At 48.8% G+C, this 21,356-nt stretch carries 16 protein-coding genes; 1 reads left to right on the forward strand and 15 read right to left on the reverse strand.

Translation table 11 applies throughout. The features are described 5' to 3' along the window. Positions 1 to 7 precede the first annotated feature (7 nt). The gene (gene glpX / locus MKY95_RS17880) at positions 8 to 1,090 is read right to left on the reverse strand and encodes a class II fructose-bisphosphatase (protein WP_036613775.1); all 1,083 of its coding nucleotides are present in this window, start codon (positions 1,088 to 1,090) and stop codon (positions 8 to 10) included. A gap of 692 nt (positions 1,091 to 1,782) precedes the next feature. Beyond that, positions 1,783 to 2,301: a GNAT family N-acetyltransferase gene (locus MKY95_RS17885; protein WP_339193642.1), complete on the reverse strand. Its 519-nt coding sequence runs from the start codon at positions 2,299 to 2,301 to the stop codon at positions 1,783 to 1,785. 123 nt (positions 2,302 to 2,424) lie between these two features. On the opposite strand from MKY95_RS17885, the gene MKY95_RS17890 reads away from it, so the two are divergent. After that, positions 2,425 to 3,069 (forward strand): YitT family protein, encoded by a 645-nt coding sequence (locus MKY95_RS17890; RefSeq protein ID WP_076328663.1) that lies wholly within the window; start codon positions 2,425 to 2,427, stop codon positions 3,067 to 3,069. A gap of 82 nt (positions 3,070 to 3,151) precedes the next feature. Here the strand turns inward: MKY95_RS17890 and MKY95_RS17895 are convergent, their stop codons facing one another. The 13 genes from MKY95_RS17895 to pucL all read right to left on the reverse strand — a co-directional run bounded on the left by MKY95_RS17895 (position 3,152) and on the right by pucL (position 21,181). Beyond that, positions 3,152 to 5,731: a X2-like carbohydrate binding domain-containing protein gene (locus tag MKY95_RS17895; protein WP_339193643.1), complete on the reverse strand. Its 2,580-nt coding sequence runs from the start codon at positions 5,729 to 5,731 to the stop codon at positions 3,152 to 3,154. Between the two features lie 363 nt (positions 5,732 to 6,094). After that, positions 6,095 to 6,613 carry a (2Fe-2S)-binding protein gene (locus MKY95_RS17900; RefSeq protein ID WP_036673756.1) on the reverse strand — a complete coding sequence of 173 codons (519 nt, stop codon included), beginning with the start codon at positions 6,611 to 6,613 and terminating at the stop codon, positions 6,095 to 6,097. Further along, positions 6,610 to 9,075: a molybdopterin cofactor-binding domain-containing protein gene (locus tag MKY95_RS17905; protein WP_339193646.1), complete on the reverse strand. Its 2,466-nt coding sequence runs from the start codon at positions 9,073 to 9,075 to the stop codon at positions 6,610 to 6,612. The genes MKY95_RS17900 and MKY95_RS17905 overlap by 4 nt, the downstream gene beginning before the upstream one ends. Positions 9,076 to 9,108: 33 nt before the next feature. Then, complete coding sequence (locus tag MKY95_RS17910; protein ID WP_339193649.1) at positions 9,109 to 10,023, reverse strand: FAD binding domain-containing protein; 915 nt, start codon at positions 10,021 to 10,023, stop codon at positions 9,109 to 9,111. A 290-nt stretch (positions 10,024 to 10,313) separates the two neighbouring features. Then, positions 10,314 to 10,961 (reverse strand): nucleotidyltransferase family protein, encoded by a 648-nt coding sequence (locus MKY95_RS17915; protein WP_339193651.1) that lies wholly within the window; start codon positions 10,959 to 10,961, stop codon positions 10,314 to 10,316. After that, the gene (locus tag MKY95_RS17920; protein WP_339193654.1) at positions 10,927 to 12,219 is read right to left on the reverse strand and encodes an XdhC family protein; all 1,293 of its coding nucleotides are present in this window, start codon (positions 12,217 to 12,219) and stop codon (positions 10,927 to 10,929) included. Before MKY95_RS17920 ends, MKY95_RS17915 begins: the two co-directional genes overlap by 35 nt. Positions 12,220 to 12,249: 30 nt before the next feature. Next, a complete protein-coding gene (locus tag MKY95_RS17925) occupies positions 12,250 to 13,572 on the reverse strand; it encodes a 5'-deoxyadenosine deaminase (protein WP_339193658.1) in 1,323 nt (440 codons plus the stop codon). 138 nt (positions 13,573 to 13,710) lie between these two features. After that, a complete protein-coding gene (gene ggt / locus MKY95_RS17930) occupies positions 13,711 to 15,306 on the reverse strand; it encodes a gamma-glutamyltransferase (RefSeq protein WP_339193660.1) in 1,596 nt (531 codons plus the stop codon). Further along, a complete protein-coding gene (locus tag MKY95_RS17935; protein WP_076250345.1) occupies positions 15,300 to 16,541 on the reverse strand; it encodes an alanine--glyoxylate aminotransferase family protein in 1,242 nt (413 codons plus the stop codon). Before MKY95_RS17935 ends, ggt begins: the two co-directional genes overlap by 7 nt. A gap of 6 nt (positions 16,542 to 16,547) precedes the next feature. After that, the gene (locus MKY95_RS17940; RefSeq protein WP_076328575.1) at positions 16,548 to 17,855 is read right to left on the reverse strand and encodes a Zn-dependent hydrolase; all 1,308 of its coding nucleotides are present in this window, start codon (positions 17,853 to 17,855) and stop codon (positions 16,548 to 16,550) included. Next, complete coding sequence (allB, locus tag MKY95_RS17945) at positions 17,852 to 19,255, reverse strand: allantoinase AllB (RefSeq protein ID WP_339193661.1); 1,404 nt, start codon at positions 19,253 to 19,255, stop codon at positions 17,852 to 17,854. Before allB ends, MKY95_RS17940 begins: the two co-directional genes overlap by 4 nt. A gap of 43 nt (positions 19,256 to 19,298) precedes the next feature. Then, positions 19,299 to 19,676, reverse strand: coding sequence for a hydroxyisourate hydrolase (uraH, locus tag MKY95_RS17950; protein ID WP_076250339.1), 378 nt, complete (start codon positions 19,674 to 19,676; stop codon positions 19,299 to 19,301). Further along, positions 19,676 to 21,181, reverse strand: a complete 1,506-nt coding sequence (pucL, locus tag MKY95_RS17955; protein WP_076250336.1) for a factor-independent urate hydroxylase — start codon at positions 21,179 to 21,181, stop codon at positions 19,676 to 19,678. The genes uraH and pucL overlap by 1 nt, the downstream gene beginning before the upstream one ends. Positions 21,182 to 21,356: the final 175 nt, after the last annotated feature.

Below are 21,356 nucleotides of genomic sequence, written 5' to 3' on the forward strand. Positions count from 1 at the left end.
GTGCAGCTCACAACGTCGTTGTAACGCCAAGATCAACGGAAGATTGACTAAACTCAGCCTGCTCCATTGTTTTCGCATGACTCGGAATGCGATCCGAGGGTTCTGGCGTGGATTGGAGCTGTCTTACTTTGTGCAGCACTTCTTTGTTCGGCAGAAAGTGTTGGGAACGAATAAACCGAATTGTTTTGGTTTTGGCACGCATAACAATTGAATCGGTCTCGGCCCGATCATCCGCAAGATATCGTACCCCTCCCAGAATCTCACCTGGCGTCACACCTGTTGCGGCAAAAATGACATCCTCTGTGCCGATCATATCCTGCATCGTTAACACTTTGTAGGGATTATCGATCCCCATCTGCAAGCAGCGCTGGAATTCGTCTGCGTTGGCAGGCATCAGACGACCTTGGATCTCACCCCCAAGGCAAGATAGCGCTGCGGCAGCCAGCACACCTTCTGGCGCTCCTCCAGATCCGACATACAGATCAATGCCCGCCTCCGGGAAGGCCGGTGCCATCGCACCCGCAACATCACCGTCACTGAGAAACTTGATCCGTACGCCAACCTTGCGTAGCGTCTTGATGGTACTCTCGTGTCGCACACGATCCAGAATCATCACAGTGAGGTCCGAGATGTTTTTGTTCAATGCGGCAGCGGCTTTCTCCAGTGTGACTTCAACCGGGTCTTCAATGCTGACCTTGCCTACAAGCGCAGGCCCTACCGCCAGTTTCTCCATATACATGTCCGGTGCGTGGAGCAGGTTACCTTTTCCCGCCACTGCAATAACCGATAGAGCGTTGTTTAGTCCTTTGGCCACGATTTCTGTACCTTCGAGCGGGTCTACAGCCACGTCAACCTCAGGGCCCTCAGCGTTGCCTACTTCCTCGCCGATGTACAACATGGGTGCTTCATCCATTTCTCCTTCACCGATTACCACCGTGCCGCGAATGGACACGGAATCGAACATGGCGCGCATGGCCAAAGTAGCCGCTTCATCTGCACTGTTCTTGTCGCCTCGTCCCATCCAGGGTGCTGAAGCTAACGCAGCCAATTCTGTTACTCTGACAATTTCCAACGCCAGTTCGCGTTCCATTTTTCCCACTTCCTTTCCAATTTCCAAAAGCATAACGTGAAAGCGGTACTAAATCCATCGCAAATCCATATGAAATTGATCTATAATCGGCGTAGTAGCGCCTTTTTAACGATTTATACCTTATTTATCCAATTAATATATTGATCGATTTCGCTCCTTTTTTCGGCTGGTTTTAAGAGTCCAAATCCTCCTGAGTTCTTACTTAAAATATTAATTTTATTTTCCATTTTCCGCTCTAAAACTAAATAATTCAACATGGTGGATTAACACGTCCGTTTCATGTACAAAAAGTTCTTTTAACATGAGGTATATACAACTTATATACTGATTATTAAGAACGTAAAGCTATCTAACAAACTACGAACGAAAACGATTTTCGGCTGACTCTCCAAACGTTGAAATAAACTAATAAATTGTATTGATGATCCTTGAGATCAGCCTATTACCTTCACGATTATTGAGCAAAATATTACTGCTAATTATGTATTAATCAGGCCTTTAACTTTTGCTAAAGCCATAGATGCAGCTTATGAAGGTCATCGAAAATAATAAGTTTACATAATATTTGTTATGTATTAACCTTCGCCAATTTCTTCATTTTATGATTCAACGGTTCTGGCAAAACATGAAAAAGCCCGAAAGAGTTCTGCTCAATAGCATTTTTCTCCCAAGCTTTTCCCTCGATGATCCCGTTAGAGTATCGTTTTGGTCATTATAAAATCAATCTGTTCCTCATCTCCCATGTAAAAAGCATGAGCTCCTGTCTGTACAAACCCCATCTTTTCATAAAATGCGATGGCATTTTCATTTTTCTCCCACACGCCTAACCAAATATTCGTTTTGTGTTGTTCTGTTGCCATCTCTATGGCTTTATGGAGCAGTACCTTACCCAGGCCATGTTTTTGGAACTCTTTTTTGATGTACACCCGCTCGATCTCAAAGGATTCCAAGCCCATCTTCTCCGTCTGAGTATCATTGATATTCACCTTCATGTACCCAGCAACTTGATTGTTGACATAAATAAAAAGAAATTGTGAATCCGCCACGGACAGTTCCGTTTCTAATTGCTCCCGATTAAACGCCTTTTCCAGATAAGCTTTCATATTTTCGGGTGAATTTTGCCCTTTAAACGTTTCATTAAACGTCTCATAACTAATCTCCTGCAGTTCACATACATGTTCAATGGTACATATCTCTATACGAATCGTCATCTATATTCACATTCCTTTAACAAGTTAATCGTTTGTTGCAAATGCACTAAAAAAGGGTTACATTGAATTTAGCTCAATTTTGTTGTATTTGCAACATAATATTGAAAAAGAGGTTGAATGAATTTGAAATATGTACTTTTTGTCGCAGGTATTCTCATCTTAACACTTGGCATCTCCCTTACCATCCAATCTGAACTGGGCACCTCACCGTTTGATGCACTTCTGGTAGGGCTGTCACATCATGTAGGGCTAAGTGTAGGTAGCTGGGAGGTCATCATTGCTTTCCTATTAATTGGATGTAATTCGCTTTTGAAGCAGCAAAAACCCGAGTTTTTAGGACTCGTCACCGCATTCATTACTGGTGTCGGGATTGATATCTGGCTTTATGTATCTGATTCCTTGATCACACCCGAAGTTTGGTACAGCAAATTAATGACTTTTGTCATTGGTTTAGTGATCATAAGTATCGGCACGGCAATTTATTTACAGACCAATTTTGCACCCATTCCGATTGACCGCTTAACATTAATCTTGCATGAAATCACTCAAACGCCCTTATTTGTATCGAGAACGTTCATTTACCTTGTATTTTTAATTCTGGCGTTTCTGCTCAGTGGGCCAATCGGGCTTGGAACGTTGATAACCGTATGTTGTGCAGGTGTACTTCTTCAATTCATCATGGGCCATACGAAAAAGATAATAGATCGCATATTAACAGACATGGATACATCGTCACATACTAAAAATGAAAAAGAACATTCCGTTTAATCGGTGTACACCGTCTACACCATAAAAAGGCTGAATCAGAGGTTCAACCCCTGATCCAGCCTATTAAACGTGCTATCTACCTTTACGGCTCAATTCCCCATACCAGCTGACCGTTCACATACCCGGTAACCTTATCATGGTTTGCGAACTGACTACCGGTTGCCTTGAACGAGTAATCGTTAGTCTGAGTGTAATTCGACCAATTATTTTTGGAAAAGCGTGTTTGAATCTCTGCGCTCTGGCCCGCATTCAGTGATCCCGCCGCACTTGTAAAGCCCACTTCCAGATAATGATCCGCTCCGGCAACTGGAGTCGCCAGTTTAACGAAATTGCTCGTTACATTTGCACTGCCCATACTGGCCCAGTCGGACCAGAAACTCTGAGCTTCCTCCCCGTCAATTGTATAGTAATAACGGATTTTTACATCACTTAAAGGAATATCCGAATTGCCTGAGTTGACCAATTTAAACTTGGGTGAGACGCCGTTGGTGGATGCACTTGTATTGCCGTTAAAAGCTTGAATCGTCAAATCCCCCGCTGGCACATTAACCGTGCTGTCTACCACATTCACAGTTAACACAGCGTTATTTCCTCCATTGAAGTGAAAGGTCAACACGTTCTGGCCCAGCGGTAGTGTAGCAAGATAGGATTTGTTCAGAACAACAGCAGAGCTGGACGCTGTATAATTCTGACCCGCTACAAGTGTAACATCCCCCTTTGTGATGCTTGTAAGCTGACGGCCGTTTAAGGTGATAGATACGGAAATATCCTGCGCGGGATTCGTCGCTTTATCAAATGTTGCATTCACAGGAGAAATCACAGCATTTGTACCCGGTGTTGAATCCACAATTTTGACTTTTAACACAGGGTCCTGACCTTGATTAAAATCCAGAACAATCGAATGCTCACCAACTGGCAGGGTTGCCAGATAAGATTTTTTCAGCAGCAATGTGTTTCCGTTCAAGGTATAGTCTGTCGTTGCGGTCAACGCATTGTTGCCTGCCCGGAGAGCAGTTAGCGTATTGCCGTTTGCATTCACGGTTACGGTTTTATCGCTTTGATTGGGTGTGTATTTGTCAAATTCAACGTTTCCAGGTGTGATGGATGCATTGGGGTTGGGATTGTTAACCTTTAGATTTGGCAGCTCATCCAACGTAATGACATAATCACTTTGATAAAGCGTTTTCAATGTTGCCGGGTAATTAAAAGCAGAACTCATCAGATGCTCGCCATACCAAGGACAGAAGTACAGCCATCCTGATTTCTCCTCTGTCAGATTTTTCACGCTTGGGATCGTATCGTTCTCCGTCATGGCTACCATTTTGGTACCGTTCGTCAATTCAACAAGCTTATAGAAAATCGAGGTAATCGCATCTTCATTCGGTACGCCGGACAAACCGTCATAACGGTTGTAGATCGTATTGTATTTATCATATCCGACGAGATCTACCTGATCATCGCCCGGATACCAGGCAGGAGAAGTGCTGTATACGTAGCTGTTGTAGGTCCAGATCAGATTGTGCAAGCCATACGTCTCGGTCAGTTCGGTATACAGCAGATCCCATAGCTCTTTGTACACTTCTGCGCCTGCCGAAGCCCACCAGAACCATGCACCTTCCCCGTTCAGCCCACCGTTACCTTCTGCTTCATGATACGGACGGAAAAGCACTGGCACATCGTTATCTTGCAAAATCAGTAATTGTTCTGCCAGATCCTCGATGGTCATCATCACGTATTGATACTCTTTCGTACCGGGAATTACCGCATTGGCTGTATTAAAATTCGTTTCTGTTGGCTTGTAGGTCGCCTCTTTCCAATCCACAAAGTCCCCAAGCTCATACGTATTGAAATTACGAGGCACATTGATATGCCAGGAAGCTGTTGCAATACCTTCACGGTTATTCACCCAATCAATCATGCGATCGGTTGTACCGTCCTCCCAACCATACAACGGATTATAATTCATCAGATCAAAGCCACGGATTGCCGGATACTTTCCGGTCAGATCATGAATCCACTCGAATTCAAGCTCCGAATCTCCGTCATTCCCTCCTCCGTAGATCTCTTGCTGACCAGAAATAATGTTGTTTCCGTATACCTCCGTTAAATAATTCATCAAAATTTGAGTTTCCGGTGTAGCTTCAGGATCAGTGAGAACTGGCTGCACATTCAGGGGATCCAGATCAGCATGATCCACTGTAAAAGTATCAAAATAAGCGAAGCCCCATCCAGCCTTCAGCTCAATCGTGTTGGCACCCTGATTCAACTTGTGAAAACCAAAATCGAAGTCTGACCATGTTGTCGTGTAAGGCAGCATGTACGCCCCTTTCGTAACACCATTTACGATTAAATTTTGTGACCTGCCATCTGCACTGAGCTCCTGCATATATCGTGTGGAGATCGCGTACATGCCGGTTTCCGGGACAGTCACTGTGAAGGTTAATGTGCCAGAGTTCTGCATCCAGACAAATCCGGCCCCTGAGAATCCGGGCTTGGGTTGCCCATAGATTGAAGTAACCACTTGAAGATCCGGGGTGAGCTGCGCATCTTCGCTTTCGATGGTGAACAATGGTGTGTCTGCATGAACGGGCGCTGTCATTAATCCAAGCAGTAGGAGCAATGCCAGCATCATTGCGGTTGCCTTTTTGAGCAAATTTTTCATCAATTCCATCTTCCTTCCCAAGTGAAATATGATAATGAAATGTCAATGAACCCATTCATGATGGCGCTTTCATTTTAACCATATCACGCACACCAATATTTGTAAATATATGGTGAATGAGAATGTTTGAAATTCTTTTGTACCAGTACTTTGAACAACATTACTCCATCGTCTCACCAATATTGGAGCCAATCGAAAACGGTTCATTATCTGACCAGATTCTGGCCTTGAACTTCATCTCCCATTAGATGACTGTACTTGGCAGAAAACCTAAAAAACAAAAAAAGCATTCCTGTATCGGATGCTTTTTCAAAGTACGTTTCTTCAATTCTCCTTGTATTTATGTCTACGTCCTGTCTCGGTTCAACTAACGGTTTCCTCGGCAGACGTTTCCTTTACCACACAGCGTTCCCCTGCCTTGCGTACCGCCCGAATAATGCCACCGTAACCGGTACAACGACACAGATTCCCGCACAATCCTGTTTCAATCTGTTCTTGAGAAGGCTCAGGATGTGCATCCAGTAATGCCTTGGTTGAGATCACCATGCCTGGAGTACAGTAGCCGCACTGAAAACCACCTTCCTCTACAAAAGCCTGTTGAATTGGATGCAGAGTGCCTTTCTCCTCGCCGTGCAGACCTTCAATCGTCATAATGTCACTTCCTTCACATTGATAAGCCATGACAAGACAGGAATTCACGGGTTCTCCATCCATCAGAACCATACATGCGCCGCAGCGACCAACTTCGCAGGATACTTTGGTACCCGTTAGTTGCAAATGAGTCCGAAGCACATCGACAAGTCGGGTTGTTTGCGCGATCTCCAGATGTTTCTGTTCGCCATTCACAACGGCTGTCCAGTGATTCTCAAGTGGTTTACTCATGATGGACTCACTCCTTCCTGCAAAGGTACATTTAAAGGTCTGACCAGTTGTTCCCTCGGTACAGGAAGACGGTTAACCCATACGCCTGTCGCCTGGTGAATTGCAGCTGTTATGGCCGGCGCAAGCGCAACGGAGCCTATCTCACCGATCCCCCTAGGACCAAACGCATCACCTTCGGGTAAGTCTTCAATAGCCTCAACCTCCAGATTGGTATGAATATCCTGAATGGTTGGGATCAGATACGTGTCGAGGTTCGTGGTTACATAACGGCTGTCCTGCATGACCGCATCCTCCGTTAACGTGAATCCAAGCGCCATGACACTGCCACCTTCAATCTGTCCGATATAACCCATAGGGTTGATAACCGGGCCTGCCGCTACAACATGGCGTGTATCAAGTAGCTTGGTTTCGCCGGTCAATGTATTTACTTCTACCTCTGCCGCAACCGCCGCATACGTATACAAATAATGCCCGCCTACCACGTTGTCTGGCGTAGTTGGGTAATCAAACTTTGTATCAAAAATCCATTCATCGGCTTCGCCCTGCGTTGCGAGTTCAGCATACGAGATCAATAAGCCTGATGAAACTCCCTCTTTCGCCAGGTATTGAGATGCACCTAAATAACTACTTTCAGCAGTTTGATCACTTTCAGTCCCTCCAGCAACGATCTCAGCCACTTCAGTTCTTTCAGCCTTCTCGCTCTTTCCTGTCCCTTGCACATCTGTTTCTACTTCTGAAGTTTCGGCAGGAAGCTGGCCTTTGCGCCATATACCCCCAGGCCCTGTCACCAGTTCATCTGCCGGAACGCCTGACATTTCAGACGCGACAGCGAGAACACGGGAACGAAATGGAGTCTGCAAGCGTTGAAGAGCCATCCATGCCATCGTTGTTGAACGTGAAGCTGTACTTGATCCGCTGTGGGGCACACGATCCGTATCTCCGATGATAATACTGAGATCCGATGTACTGCATTGGAACAGATCACATAACATAATTTCCAGCGTTGCAATGAGCCCCTGACCAAATTCCTCGTAGCTGAATGCCACCTCAATCTTGCCTTCGTTATTCAGGGACAGGCGGCCTCCCGCAGGGTCTGGAATGCCATAACCCAGGCCTGCACCGTGCATGGCGATGGCTGCTCCGACTCCGCGTTTGATCCACGGTGGCAGGGCAGGATGTGCCGGGGGACTCTGATGTTTTTGCCACAGTTCGGAGCGATCCAATGCCTCCCATACCTGGGACAGTCCATCCGTAACCAGAATGCGTTGATTCAACGGTCCAGGATCATTTTTTTCCCTCATATTACGTCTGCGGAACTCCCAAGGGTCCATGTTCATGATTTCTGCAAGCCGATCCATCTGACCTTCCATGGCGAAAATCGCCTGATTCCCGCCAAATCCGCGAAACTCACCTGACAGCCCGTTATTCGTATATACAGATACGCCTTCCACATCCACATTTGGAATAGCGTACGGTCCAAGGCAATGCTCGGTACAGAAGTTCAGCACCGGTGCGCCAAGCGTGGCATACGCTCCGGTATCTGCTGTAATACGTACACGATGCGCCTGTATGATGCCTTCTCGACTCATGCCAGTCTGCATTTCAATCTTCATTGGGTGCCGTTTCAGCCCTGCACGTACGGATTCTTTACGAGAATTATGCATTTTCACAGGACGTCCGCATCTCAAGGCCAGCAATGCACCATAAGGCTGTACGTTTAGTTCATCTTTTCCGCCAAATGAACCACCAATCGGTGAAGACACCACCCGAATATCTTCTTCAGGACAGCCAATGATGCGCGCAAGCTGCATCCGGTCTTTATAACCATGTTGCGTTGCCGCGTATACATTCAGCCTTCCCTCTTCATCCGGGACAAACAGGCCACCTTCTGTCTCCATGTACGCATGCATCTGACGAGGCGTATAATACGTCTCAGTCACGATATGATCACACGTGGCAAAGGCTTGCTCAGCGTCTCCACGTTTGATCTCCGTCCGATGCAGCACATTACCTGGTCCATGCTCATGCAGCTCTGGTGCGCCTGGAGCCAATGCAGCGTCTGTACTATTCAGCGGAGTGAGTTCCTCATACTCTACACGGATCGCATCCAGTGCAAGCGCCGCACGTTCCGGGGAATCCGCAGCAACCGCTGCAATGGCGTCCCCAACATAACGAACAATATCCTCGCAGAACACAGGCTGATCCGGGGTCGCTATGCCAAAACGATTCAGACCAGGCACATCTTTGGAGGTCAAAACCGCGTAGACACCTTCCAACGCCTCAGCTTCCGAAGTATCTATAGACAATAGACGAGCATAAGGATATTCGCTTCGCAATACTCTGCCATGGATCATGTCAGGTAACGTCATATCCGTCAGATATTGAAGTTGGCCTGTAACTTTGGGTGCCCCATCTGGCCGCAGGTGCCAGCGTTTCCCGCTCTGTTTCCGATTCAGCAGCATGATGCCTCTCCTCCTTTGCTTGATCGAAGTCTTCTATTCGTGAAGTTCTTCCCATAGCCCGGCGCCAAGCATGTTGCCCGCGGTCTGTTTGCGATAATGTTCTGTTGCAAATGCATCGCCATAAGTCGTAAATTCGCTAGCCACGGCAGCTGCAAGAGTCGCCGCTTGCATAACAGTAGCTTCGCTACCAAGAAGCTGTCGTTCCGAATCCAGAAGTCGCATCGCCATGCCTGAGCCTCCACCAGCTGCAATCGCAATCTTGGTCCAGCGGTTATCCAAATCAATCTCACCGTATAACGCAACCGTCACCAGCGAAGCACTGAACGTCTCCCGTCGACCCAGCTTGCGGTAAAAGGAAACTTCTCGTGCTGCATGTCTCTGCTCACTGTCCACATCAAGCAGAGATGACGGTCTCATCGGGATATGAATGGAAATCAACACATCACCTGGATTCCGACTTCCATCCCGTCCACCTCGAAGCCAGGATGACACACTGCGGATCTCAATGCCGTTGTCCGTCAACCAGTGCAGCTCCGCATCATATACAAGCAAAGCAGGCAGCGTATCCCCTACTCCGGACACAATGTTCCCGCCAATGGTTGCCACATTTCGAATGGAAGGAGCAGCAATTGCATTCACCGCTTCTTGCAGGATCGGCAGTTGATGCAGCAACGCTTGTGCAGCACATTCCTTTAATCGGGTCATCGCGCCAATGACCATCTCATCTCCACGAATAGATATACCGCTCATTCCTGGAATACGAGCCAGACTAATCATGTGTTCAGGCACTGGAACCAAGCCACCCTCCCACTGGGTTCGTAGCAATGTTCCACCTGCCGAGAAACAACATATCCCCTTGAGTCTACTTCTCAACGTTTGCAGTTCTTGCAGGTTCTCAGGCTGCCATACCGATGGCAATGCTCCAGAACCGTATGCTGGTAGTACCATCGCTGCATCCCCTTTCTCTCTCTTCCTTGGGCAGGAAATTCAACCGTCTGATCCAAATAATTCTTCAAATCATATGAGAGTTCAGCAGCAACGTCAATTACCTTTACATCGTTTTGGATAAATGTATAAAACCTGCGTTCTATTTGTGCTTGATGCATCATGATCTATCGAAAGCTAACATTGGCTCTCTTTCACCATACTTGAAAAGAAGACAAATAGGCCAACCAGACTGCCTGGCTGACCTGATCATGTAATTAAATTATACATAGTTAATAATCTTCTCCTGTTATTTAGTCTGTCTGCTGTGATTCATATACATGACTCAGAATGCGTTCCAGTTCCGGTTCTGTATCCGCATCCCAGAAACTAGTCTCAGACAGTGGCACATGTACACCTGAATAGTTAGCGCTGCGCATAATCTTGCGTGCCCCATCATCTCCATGCAAGGACAACAGAGGGCCGAACATATGGGAGCGAAAAGCAACGGGCGGCTTGCCTCCCTCACCGTCGGTAGCTGCGACATAGTCACATAACTTGTGGGTAGCCAGTTCTGTAGTCACCCGATTAATATCCTGCGTTTTTAATAAAGGCTGATCACCCAGTAACATGAGAATGCCCTCCGGTTTGTACTGCATGGCCGACAATACGCCAGAATGAAGAGAATTGGCCATGCCGCAGGCATAGTCAGCACAGACCACAATTCGAAGTCTCGCTGTCGGATGGTAGGCATAGGTAGCAGAATCAAACCATTTTACAGGTAGCCATGCCAGCGAATCTTCCGGTTTGACCACACAGACCACTTGATCTAGCTCCGAATTCAACGCAGCTTCCAATGACCATGCAGCCAGTGACCTTCCGTCAGGCATGACAACCGAGAGTTTATCCCGACCAAGGCGACGACTCTTACCAGCTGCCAGAACTATGCCCGTCATTCGCATGTGCAACGCTCCCCCTCTGCACCTCAGAACTCAAGGAAGAAACCTTATGTTTACATGCGATCAATTCCGCTGCAATGCTGATGGCGATCTGTTCGGGACCGTCTGCTCCGATGCTCAAACCAACGGGAGAATGCACATATTTCAACGGTGGTAAGCCATCCAGCAGACGGGCTGTTCGTGTTTTGGAACCCATGATGCCAAGATACGCGTACTCACAGTCCACTACCATCTCCAACAGTTCACGTTCGCGGGGGAAATTGTGACTCATTAAAATCAAATAATCTCCGTTGTTTACGTTTAACAAAGGCATAATCTCACGTGGGAAACCCATTACCAGTTCAGCTTCAGGGAATCGTTCCGAGGTGCATAAGGACTCTCGCCAATCGGCTACAACTACTCGGAATCCTGCGGATTGGGCGAGTCTGGCAACAGGAATAACATCATTCCCGGCTCCGATGATAATCAGGCGAGGTTTAGGCGTGTACAGCGAAGTGAGTTGCTGCGGGAGGTCCCAGGGATTCGTTGAAACCGTGTTGTTTGTCGCTATTTCAGCATCAGACTCAGAGATATGTTGTGAATCACCGGATAGATGGGAAGAGTGAGATTCGTTTGACAAAACAGGTACCACTTCAGGCACAAGCGTAAGGCGAGGTATGTCGGGAGAATATTGTTTTGATGCCGTATGTTCATGCTTGATATTCCCACTGCTGTGTTGTACATCAACCTGCAATGAAGCTGGATTATTGTTCGTCACGCGATCATGAGGTGGGACGAGCGAAGGACGCAAGATTGGCTGGCGCCGGGGACCCGTTGGTTCAATCCGTCTCCAGCCATATCGAACCCTTGTGTAACCATCTTGGAACGTTCGGGTTAACGCTGTTGCAGCGCCGGATTGAAAACACTCTTGCATCTTCTGCAACGTATATCGGAGTTCACCACACACGGGTTCAAGCAACACAACAACGAGTCCGCCGCAGCCAATCGTCTCACCCCAGGACAGATCATCCTCGGGACGCATGTCGTATTCCGCGAATTCCATCTGCTTCGTATCCAGCACATGGCTCACCCGGGCCTGAAGATCACTCTCCAGACATCCCGGACTGATACTGCCAACCATTTTGCCATCCTCAGTCAACAGCATAGAGACTCCCTGCTTACGGTAAGCATGACCCTCTACCTTAATCGCTGTTGCGAGCACGCAGCGCGTTTCACGGGCTGCAATTGCACACAGATCATGCATTTCCATAGCGGTCTCCATCCTTTCTGGAATTGCATAAGCTTCCTTCGATCAGATACGTTTCATCAATCTTGCAATACTCTTATCCGACTCACGCAGCACAATGCTACGATCAATCGTCTGAATCTTACGATTCTTGAGCACGATACTTCCGTCAATAATAACGGTATCCACACAGCTACGTGTTGCGGAATACACTACGCGGGAATAGACATCCGTCTCATAGGAAGGGTACGTGTGGAAATCATCCAGATCCAGCAGCAGCATATCTGCCTTTTTGCCCACTTCGAGACTGCCAATTTCCTTCGACAAGCCAAGCACCTCTGCACCGCCCATGGTAGCCATGCGTAATACGGTCCGAGCATCCATCACCGTTGGGCCATGAGGGATCTTCTGCATCAGGGCCGTGAGGCGCATTTCCTGAAACATATCCAGATTGTTGTTGCACGCGGCACCATCAGCCCCGATCCCAACCGCGATCTGACGATTCAGCAGATCCGGAATATCCGCTACCCCGGAGGAAAGTTTCATATTTGATCCAGGACAGTGAGTGACTTTGACACCACGTTTGCGGATGATCTCCTTCTCTTCCTCACTCAGCCATACACAGTGTGCCAGTACCAATCTGGGGGTCGCCAGACCGATATGATCGAGGTATACGATGTTACGCATTCCGCGTTCGTGTTCTACCAGTTCAATCTCTCCGCGATTCTCGGAGGCATGGGTGTGGACTTTGACATGATATTTATTCGACAGGTCGCGCACCTCTACCAGCAATTCTTCGGTACACGATACAACGAAGCGTGGACAGAAAGCATACTGAATGCGACCTCCGCCAAACCCGTTCCATTTCTCCAGCAGATCCACACTCTGTTGTAGCGAAGTTGCTGTATCCTCACGCAGGGGTTCCGGAACTTCGTCTCCATGATCCATCATCACTTTGCCAGAGATGACCCGGATGCCGCTCTGTGCCATCGCCTGAAACGCCGAGTCCGTGTGATGTACCGTCTCCATATCCAGAATGGTCGTGGTTCCGCTGGAGATCAATTCGCCGAGTCCAAGCATTGCCGAATAATACACGGACTCCTCATCATGCGCTGCTTCCAGCGGCCAGATACGTTGACGGAGCCAATCCATCAGTTCCAGATCATCCGCACGTCCACGGAACAAGGTCTGACACAGATGAATATGCGTCTGGATGAAACCTGGCAACAGCACTTTACCACGAGCATCAATGACTTGGTCAGCTTGCATGTCGATGTGCATTGCAATCTCCTTGATTTTATTATCCTCGATCAACAGATCTCCAATGAACACTTCCTCTTCTGCATTCATCGTCACAAGCTGTGCACCCTTCAGCAGGATCGTTCCCATGCCAATCTCCCCTATCTGTGTCTGTCTATATATTACAACTCATACATATTTACACTCTCACTCCAATGACAGACTAACCTTCCGATCGCTGTTATCGTGTAAATATCTAGTTGAACTTATAAATGTCCAATGTAGCTGTTACCACCCAATAGCCATACCATCACCTCTAGGGTCTGCTGCGCCACTAATCATGCCGTCCTCACGAATGACAATGCCTTGCGACTGTCCCATAATGCCGTCCCACGGCGCTCTCGCTTCAACGTTATGTCCCCATTGGGCAAGGGTTGCACATACGTCATCGTGATATCGGTTCTCCACACGCATCGTATCGCCTTCTTCGCCCCAGGTACGTCCATACACCCAACGCGGCAGGCTGATTGCTTCCTGAATGTTCAGCCCATAATCAAGCACTCCGGTAAGCACAGATAATTGTGTCTGCGGCTGCCCTTCTCCCCCCTGTGTACCCACGAGCATATAAGGTTTGCCATCTCGTGTAACAAGGCCCGGCATGAGGGTGTGGAATGAGCGTTTGTTGGGTTCCAGAACGTTGGCATCCCTCGGATCTAAGGAGAAAAACGACCCCCGGTTCTGCATGATAACTCCCGTATCCCCCGGTACATACGCTGCACCGAAGTCAAAATACAGGCTTTGGATGAATGAAACGGCATTGCCTTCGCTATCGACAATCGCTGCATACGCCGTGTCCTGACCTATCGTTTTGGACAGAAACGGCTGTGCCACAGGTGGAGCAGACTGAATCTCATTCCACAGTTGGTCTCCATAACCCTTGGATAACAGATGATCCAGCGGAATATCCCTGAAATCCGGGTCAGTCAGATAACGATCACGATCACGAAACGCCTTTTTCACCACTTCCGCCATCAGATGATAGAATTCCGGTGAGGTACGTGCTACAGAGGACAGATCCGTATGCTCCAGCATATTTAACATCATCAGCATCGAGAATCCCTGCGAGTTGGGCGGCATCTGATGAACTTCATAGCCACGATACCCCGTACTGACCGGTTTCACCCACTCGCCCCGATGGCCTGCAAAGTCTGCTGGGGCAAGCATGCCCCCATCCTCACGAATAGCTGAAGTCAGACGATCCGCGAGTTCTCCTGTATAAAAAGTATCTCTTCCACCCGTCTGAATCAGACGAATGGAGGCAGCAAGATCAGGCTGGATCAGCAGCTCACCTTCCTGCAAAAGTGTACCCAAAGGCGCAAATACCGCTCGCAGCGGTGTATGCCCCATAATGAAATCTTCATCCCTTTCCATCCACAGGCGGAGATTTCGGGATACAGGGCATCCTTTTTCCGCATACTGCGCGGCAGGTTCAAGCAACTGCTCCCACGGTAACTTACCGTACCGTGACCAGACTTCCCACCAGGCATCCACCATTCCCGGAACTGTGATGGCACTAAGCACACCACGTTGAGGGATGGCATTCATGCCCATCGCTTTGAACGTATCCGCATGAATGCCTGCGGCTGAGCGGCCACTTCCGTTATAGGCGGTAATCTCACCGCTGGCTCCGTCATGAATCAGGAAGAAGGCATCCCCGCCAAGTCCGGTCATATGCGGATATACCACACCCAGAGCTGCACTGACCGCAACAGCGGCATCATAAGCATTCCCGCCCTGCTGGAGGATGGAGCTTCCCACTACACTTGCCAGATAATGAGGAGAGGTGACCATAACCTCTCTGGAGATTGGCATCTGATTTAACATAAGGCACCCTCCTTCCCTGCATACACATCCAATGCGGCCTGCACCGCTTCACCGGCTGGTAATACGTGACGATGACGGAGAAGAACAGCTTCCAGCGCTCCCAGCACATGAAGTACGTTCTTGCGTTGGCAGCTGAATCCCATTGTACCGATCCGCCAGATCTGCCCTTTCAACGGTCCAAATGAACTGGCAATCTCAATGCTGAAATCGTTCAGTAACATGCTGCGCACCGACTCACCATCGATCCCCTCCGGAATCGTGATACAAGTGACCACCGGAAGTTTACTGGACATATCCCCATACAACTGTAGTCCCATTCCCTGAATTCCAGCAACCAACGCACGTTCATTCACCAGATGTCTCTGGAACCTTGCCTCCAATCCTTCTTGCAGCAGAATACGTAATCCTTCGTGAAGACCGTAGAGCATGGAGGTAGCTTCTGTATGGTGGTTCAACCGTGCTGAACTCCAGTAATCCTGCAATTGGCTCAGGTCAAAATAATTGCTGGCAATCGTGCGGCCTTCTGCCCTCGCACTGGTTGCATCTCGCAGTCCGCGTTCAACTGTTTTGCGGCTCATCAGTTTCTGCTCCACTCGACTGTTGTATGTGAGAGGTGCCATCCCTGAAGGAACAGACAGGCATTTCTGCGTACCACCCATTACCGCATCCAGATGCCAGGCATCCGTCTCTACCGGAGTCCCACCAATGGTTGCTACAGCATCTACAACGAGTAAAATATCAAGGTCGCGACAGGCTTTGCCAATCTCGGCAAGGGGCTGCATCTGACCGGTGGAAGTCTCACCGTGAACCATTGCAACCAGACTTGGTTTATGGGTATGGATCGCCTTGATCACCTCTTCCGGATCAAATACCGTTCCCCATTCCGTTTCAAAAAAGACAACCTCTGCACCGCAACGTTCCGAGATTTCAACCAGCAGATGTCCGAATCGCCCGTAGATCGGAACGAGAACTTTGTCACCGGGCTGAATTAGGCTGACCAACACAGCTTCTATCCCTGAACGGGATGTACCATCAACTGGATAACACCACTCGTTATCTGTCATATACAGCTCTCGCAGCATCGCCATTGTCTCGTTCATCAAGGATGTGAACTCCGGGTCAAACTGCCCCAGGATCGGAAAGGATAATGCTCTTAGCACACGCGGATCAACCTCAACGGGTCCCGGGGTCATAATGGTCCGCAAGGACGGAGATAACTCTTTATAGTTGGACATCTGCATTCAACTCCCGTAACCGTATTTATAGAGTAGCCGGACCAGAACCTGAAAACCGTGAATCAGGTCTGCTTCAGCTGTATATTCAAGTGGATTATGACTAATACCGTCCTGGCTCGGCACAAAGATCATGGCCGTCGGACAAGCCGGCTGAAAAATCTGCGAATCATGTCCCGCCCCGCTTGGCATTGGCCAATAGGACAATTGCTCCTGCTCACAGATATCTTGAATGTCCGAGATCATCTTCGCATTCATAGGAATGGGTGTCACCGACAGATGTTCTTCCCAGTCCAGTCCAAGCTGCTGCTCGGCTGCAATCCGACTAAAAGCTTGAAGCATATCCTGCCAGCAGCGATCAATACTCTCCTGCCGGATATGGCGGATATCCAGTGAAAACACCGCCCGTGCTGCAACCACATTCCCAACACCCGGATCGGCCGTGATTCGCCCAACCGTGGCTACGAGTGGTTCTCCGACATCTAATGCGATACTCCTTACCACAGCAATCATCTCGGCTGCTCCGGCAAGTGCGTCCTTGCGCCAGGACATCGGCGTTGTTCCCGCATGATTCGCTTCTCCGCTGACGGTAATACTGAACCGCTTCTGACCTACGATATCGGATACAACTCCAATCGAATGTCCGAGACGTTCCAGAACCTGACCTTGCTCAATATGAAGCTCAATAAAGGCACCGTAATTTTTCGCGGCGGGTCTATATGCACTATCGGGCCCAAAGCCTGCATCCCGGATCGCTTGTGCAAAGGTAACGCCGTCTTGATCCTTCAAATGTTCTACGTCTTCCAGAGCCGTTATGCCTGTTATACTGCGTGAACCCCAATACGCAAAAGGGAATCGACTTCCTTCTTCTTCGCATAACGATACCACTTGAAGTGTGTGCTTCGGTGCTCCGAAATGCTTCTGCAAATACTCCAATGCCAGGACTCCCGCCACCACACCGTAAGCACCATCATATTTGCCGCCATAAACCACCGTATCAATATGTGATCCGGTCACAATCGGTAATTCTTCAGCACCAGTCGCTGATTCCTTACCCTCACTCTTGAGTGTGCCATACAGATTACCGGACTGGTCAAATTCGGGAGACAATCCTTTCTCCTGCATTTTGGCTGCAAGGGCACCTTGTGCTTCACACCAAGCCGAGTCATACAACAGTCTTGTAACGCCGTCCTGTGCATCCGCGCCATATGTCGACAGCCAGTCAAGCATGGCTTGCAGCTCCACCTGTTCCACATCCGGCAAAGGAAGAGGTGCATTATTGGTACCGGATGACCGGTATACTCCAGATTCTGTCATGGCGTCTCCTCCATTCCCGCTTCGATGGGACTAGAAGAGTAAGCCACAATGTGTTGCCCGAGAGGCACAGGAGATAATCCGGATTCCGAGTTATATACCCGTTGCCCACGGCAAAATACGTCTGCAATCTGACAGTTAAATGTACGTCCTACATAAGGGCTCTGTTTATGCGTATAATGAAGATCCTCCGTGTTCAGGGTTGTGCTTTTCTCCCAGTCAATCAGGACCAGATCTGCGTCTTTGCCAATTGCAATCTCTCCTTTGTTCTCCAGCCCAAGCCTTCTGGCAGGCTGAAGGGAGAGCACTCTTCCGAGCAACGGGAGGTTGATATTACGCTGAAGATGTCCGTCCTCCAGCATGATCAGCAATGTGCTTTGCGCCCCGGATATACCGCCCCATATTTCAAAAAAGTTATCGGATTGTTTCATGGATGGCGGACATGGAGAGTGGTCTGAGGCAATAACATCAATTAATCCTGACGTCAGTGCATCCCATAACTGCTCCTGCTCGGAAGAGCTACGAAGCGGTGGAGCGCATTTTGCCACAGCACCCAATCGGATCACATCCTGATCGGTCAGCGTCAGATAATGAGGGCATGTCTCCGAAGTGACGTCTTGCCCACGCCGTTTAGCCGCTGCAATCAAGTCCAGTGCTTCCCGGGTGCTAATATGCACAAAATGCAGTGCACACCCGGTCTGTTCACCGTATTTCAACGCTCGCGCAACCGCGACGATTTCGGCTTCCACAGGACGTGACCGGACATAGTCCATCGGATCAGTCTTTCCATCTGCAATGCTTTTCGCGCCGAGTTCGGCAACCATGCTTTCGTCTTCTGCATGAAGTGCCAACACACGTTTTAATGTTGCAATTTCATGCATTCCGTCCAATAGCGTGTGGTCATCGGCTCTGGCTAAGATGTCTTCCCCTTCGCCTCCCGGCTCAGACATAAATGCCTTGAATCCGGCAGCACCCAACCCTGCCAGTGGCGCAAGTTCCTCACGATTGCCGGGAACCAAACCTCCCCAGAAGGCATAATCAACATAGGATTGGTCTGCCGCTGCTTTCATTTTCATCTCCCATGCTTCCGGCCTTGTGGTTGGTGGTACACCGTTAAGCGGCATATCGACATAGGTCGTGATTCCCCCTGCGGCAAGGGCTGCCGAACCCGATCGAAATCCCTCCCAACTGGCGAGTCCGGGTTCATTGAAGTGTACATGAATGTCCACGACACCCGGCATCACTGTAAGCCCCTCAGCTTCTATGATGCAAGTCGCTTCACCAGCGGTCAGCCGCGTGGATAGTTCCGTTATTTTTTCACCAGTTATGCCAATATCCAGTTGCTCTACCCGATCTCTCAGCACCACCCGGGCCCCCCGGATGATGGTATCAAATGTTGTCATGTGGATGACCCTCCCCCTGAATCAGAACCGGATGTGTGCATGTTCAGCTTCCCCGGTATGTACTGTAACCTCCTGGAGCAATCAATAATGGAATATGGTAATGGCTTAAGCCATCAGATACGGCAAAACGAATCGGAACAATCGTCCATAATGCCTGGCCTAGCTCCTCCAACGAACGCTGTGCGTAATAACTCTCGACATGGAATTGAAGCTCATATATGGCTGGCTCCAACTTGCCACCATCCAACAGCGGTGCATCCAAACGTCCATCCGCATTGGTCACCGACTCAGCCACTTTTGTCTTGCTTTCCTGCTCCCCATCCCTCTTCAGGGTATACAGCTCGATCCGAACACCCGCAGCAGGCACGCCTTTGGATGTATCCAGCACATGAGTTGTAATTCGTCCATCAGACAGCGCCATTAGACGTCACCTGCTTTCCCGGAGTCACGGCCGTCTGTTCCCAGATCATCCCTTGTCATCGAGAAACCCTGGAATCCATATGGCGGTCTCGGCTCGGTAAACACTTTGCCTTCCCCCTCGTTCACTTCCTCCAGCACTGTCTCCCATGTCCGGTTGTTGGACTCAAATGAAACCTCACTCAGTTGCTCGAATCGACTTAACAACCTTCGTCCAATCTGGTAGATCAGATGTTGAATGGAAGCGGATCGACACTCATGAAATACCGCAGCAGCCAAATCTCTGACCTGTTCCGCCGCTACATACCGTCCACGCTGATCGTCCATGCCATCTCTCGGATCTTCATAACGCCAATTGATGTTCAGAAAAATAAATAACGGTCGATCCCATGTCTCTGGAAGAGTGGTATATTCATCCTGCATGAATCCGGCAAATTCACTGCCTTTGACCTTGATCAGTCTCAGATCGGCTACACCACTGAAATGGTTGCTGAGTTCAATCGAGTCTCCTGATCGTTCTGCTTCCACAGCAGCTGTCGCCCGATCATTCTGCGAATAACGAAATACGAGCGCACTCGGTCGATAACTTCCTTCTAATCCAATGGGTATATCTTCAAACGGAATCTGGTCCGCTGTCATCTGAACCTTGCTCATCTGCGGATACGTCTCCAGGAAACGCCGACTTACCAGCGCAAGAAATCCTTCCACCGTCGCTCCTGTGTAATCCGCTGCATGTTTGAGAATGAAATTTTTCATCGAATCGGTTGCGACCACCAGCGAATTATCCCCTTCTGCAAAAGAAGGCAAGAATTCATCCCCCTGCACAGCCACCTTGATGTTCAATCCAAACAGAATATTGCTGCGTCCCATAAAAGGAGATTCCGGAATGGACTGGATACCCGTCAACGGTTTGGCGTAGGAACGGTACATCCACACATCCCCTTTACCGTAATACATCGTCCGCTGCTGCACTGTGGCTGGCTTGCTCACGAACTCATGTTCATGACCGATCTGTGCAAGCCACTGCTCCAAACGAATGCCCGCAATTTTGAATACTTCCTTCATTGCAGTCTCGAATTCTTCTTCCCTGCCTCGGCGATGACGTTGCCGCATGGATTCGAGGACGGAACTTGCGGTATGGCCTTTAACGGCCAATATGAATGGAAAGCCAAATTGGCTTGTATATACTTTGTTTAATTGTTGAATTTCGTTGAATTGTTCCTGTGAAAGTGAATCCAGCCCTGCACCAGCCTGCTCCTGAACGGAGTTGCTGCTCATGCTGATTCGCGCTCCAAGATCCGGGTGATTTCGAAGCAACTGCAACTTCACCTGGTCATCCGATGCCTGAACCACGTTTTTCATCACTTTCATCATCTGTTCAAATGAATCAAAAGGTCGTAAAAGCCCGGCTCGCTCAGCCACCCATGGTGATTCCTCAAATAAGCCCCCAAACGTATGCACAAACTGTGTGATAGACCAGTTGTTAACAAGTTTAATTAAGTCGCTCATGTTAGAACCTCCGGTCTGTTGTGGATTATTGTTCTTCATTCTAAGTGCCGTTCAATGTCGCGACAACAATATTTACGCAATTTTGTAATATAACATAACATCAGAGTTGTGATTTGTTTGCTGTGCACGGGAAGAGCAGCTTTAGTTACCCTTAAACATGAAAAAACCGCACTCC

It is taken from the genome of Paenibacillus sp. FSL P4-0176 (assembly GCF_037975265.1).
GTDB classification, from domain to species: domain Bacteria; phylum Bacillota; class Bacilli; order Paenibacillales; family Paenibacillaceae; genus Paenibacillus; species Paenibacillus amylolyticus.